Source organism: Streptomyces sioyaensis (assembly GCF_004122735.1).
Lineage (GTDB): Bacteria > Actinomycetota > Actinomycetes > Streptomycetales > Streptomycetaceae > Streptomyces > Streptomyces sioyaensis.
Genome location: NZ_SDIF01000260.1, coordinates 1 through 2,407 on the forward strand (window position 1 = coordinate 1; position 2,407 = coordinate 2,407).

Annotated in this window: 2 protein-coding genes; one reads left to right on the plus strand and one right to left on the minus strand. The window is 70.3% G+C overall.

From position 1 onward, the window contains the following. On the minus strand, positions 1 to 1,069 hold a 1,069-nt coding region (locus tag EST54_RS33690; RefSeq protein WP_244942685.1), incomplete at its 3' end, for an ABC transporter ATP-binding protein. A 288-nt stretch (positions 1,070 to 1,357) separates the two neighbouring features. On the opposite strand from EST54_RS33690, the gene EST54_RS33695 reads away from it, so the two are divergent. Next, positions 1,358 to 2,224, plus strand: a complete 867-nt coding sequence (locus EST54_RS33695) for a M24 family metallopeptidase (RefSeq protein WP_129251460.1) — start codon at positions 1,358 to 1,360, stop codon at positions 2,222 to 2,224. Positions 2,225 to 2,407 lie beyond the last annotated feature (183 nt).

Here is a 2,407-nt window from a genome sequence, read left to right on the forward strand (position 1 = left end):
ACCCGGACGGCACCGGAGCACTGCGCGCCGCGCCTGCGGGGGTGGCCTGCGCCGCGTCCGCGGAGGCGGGGGTGGGAGCGGAGGTGGCCTGCGCCGCGTCCGCGTCACGGAAGACCTCGGCGATCCGGTGGCGGCGCTGTTCCATCCGGACCAGGCCGAGCCCGAGCCCGGCGACGGTGTCCCGCACCAGGTCGTAGGTCTCCTCGTCGGCCGCCTCGACGTACAGGAGGTGGCCGGAGGACGCGAGGCTCTCGGAGCCTCCAGCGGCGGTGGTCACCGTGACGCCGGCACCTTCCAGGGCGGCGCGCAGTGCTCCGGTGCCGTCCGGGTGGGCGTCGGTGTCCGTGACCTCGATCGCCAGCGAGGCCGTGACCTGCGTGAACTCATCGGTCGAGGAGGAACGCAGCAGTTTGCCGCCATCGATGACGACGACATGGTCACAGGTGCGCTCCAGCTCGCCGAGGAGGTGGGAGGTCACCAGGACGGAGATCCCGAAGTCGCGGTGGACGCGCTGGATCAGACCGAGCATCTCGTCCCGCCCGGCCGGGTCGAGGCCGTTGGTGGGCTCGTCGAGGAACACCAGCTGCGGGTCGTGGACCAGTGCCTGGGCCAGCTTCACCCGCTGCTTCATGCCCGTCGAATAGCCGCCGATGGGGCGGTAACGCTCCTCGTAGAGGCCGACGTGGCGCAGGGTGTCCGCGGTGCGCTCGCGGGCGGCGGTCGGCGGCAGGCCCGACATCCGGGCCATGTGCACGACGAATTCGGTGGCCGAGACGTCCGGCGGCAGGCAGTCGTGCTCGGGCATATAGCCGACCCGCTCACGGATGGTGCCGCCGTCCTTGGTCACGTCCAGGCCGAGGACATGCGCACTCCCTTCGGTGGCCGGGGCAAGTCCCAGAAGGATCTTGATCAGGGTGGACTTGCCGGCGCCGTTGGCACCCACCAGGCCCGTTACGCCGGGGGCGATGTCAACGGAGAGCCGGTCCAAGGCGGTCACCCGCGGGAACCGCTTGCTCAGGCTTTCGGTCACGATCACAGTCACGTCATCGACGGTAGTGGCGCCCGCCACACCGGTCGTCACCCCAGACGATGGGATGTTCCTCCCCCTGCGGTATTACGTGCCCGTAGGGGTCTCGTTCTGTGAGCTGCCCCGGCGTCAGGGGCACGGTCTGTGAGCTGCCCCGGTGTTGGGGGGGAGCGGTCTGCGTCGAGGGGCGCGGTCCGTGAGCTGCCCCTGCGCGGGGGGGCCCGCGCGCCCGGCGCCCTCTTGACGCAGCCTCCGGTCATTGTCACATTCATCGGTGTCAAGTTACGAGCACGTACCGCGATGCACTGCTCAGGGACGGGACGGTTGGCGATGGGCTCAGTCACCACAGCGACCTCACCAGGATCCGGAGAACTCAGCGCCGGGCTAAGGGGGTTCAGAGAGGTCCAGCGGCTCGCCTATGCCTGCGCGGAGGCGGTGGCCGCACAGCTCAGGCCCGGGGTCACCGAGCGGACGGCGGCGCGGATGCAGCGCGAGTGGCTGCGCGAGCGCGGCGTACGGGACTGGTTCCATCTGCCGTTCGCGTGGTTCGGCGACCGCACCGCCTTCGTCAACTTCCGCGTGCCGCTGCAGTTCTTCCCCACCAACCGTGCGCTGGAGCCCGGGATGCCCTTCATCCTCGACATGGCACCGGTCCACCGGGGATTCACCGCCGACATCGGCTACTCGGGCTGTCTGGGCCTCAACCCCGTGCACGACCGACTGCTCGCCGACCTCGGAGCACACCGGGAGCTGATCCTGCGCGAGGTGCGCGAGCGGCGGTCGCTGCGGGAGATTTACGAGGACGTCGACCGGCTGATGGTGCGGCAGGGCTATGCCAACCGCCACCGCGCCTACCCCTTCGGGGTGATCGCGCACAAGATCGACCGGGTCGGGCAGCGCCGCTGGTCGCCCACCCTCTTCGGGTTCGGCATCCACTCCCTCAAGGGGCTCGCCTCCGATGCACTGCGCGGCCACCGTGCCGGCTGGTCCCCGCTGTGGAGCCCGTACACCTTCTCCGACCACCCGCCGGCGCCGGGGCTGTGGGCGGTCGAACCCCACCTCGGATTCCGGGGCACGGGCGCGAAGTTCGAGGAAATCCTGGTCGTGACGGACTCGCAGGACCCGCAGGAGAGCGCCTTTTGGCTGGACGACGATCTGCCGCATGTGCGGCGCCGGCAGGAGGAGAAGTCCACGTGAACACGGAACCCGGAGGGGAACAGGGGCATGGACGGGAAGAGGGACAGGGACGGGAAGAGGGACAGGGGCAGGAAGAGGGACAGGGGCGAGCCAGGGGCCGACGGCGGGGAACGGCCCGGGGGCAGGGGCTGACGGTGTCGGCGACGGCCAAAAAGTCGTCCGTCAGCTTCTCCAGGGTGAAGC

What these genes read in the sequence shown, in the direction of transcription:
- EST54_RS33695 (WP_129251460.1), top strand. Translation starts at nt 1,358, where the DNA reads ATGGGCTCAGTCACCACAGCGACCTCACCAGGATCCGGAGAACTCAGC.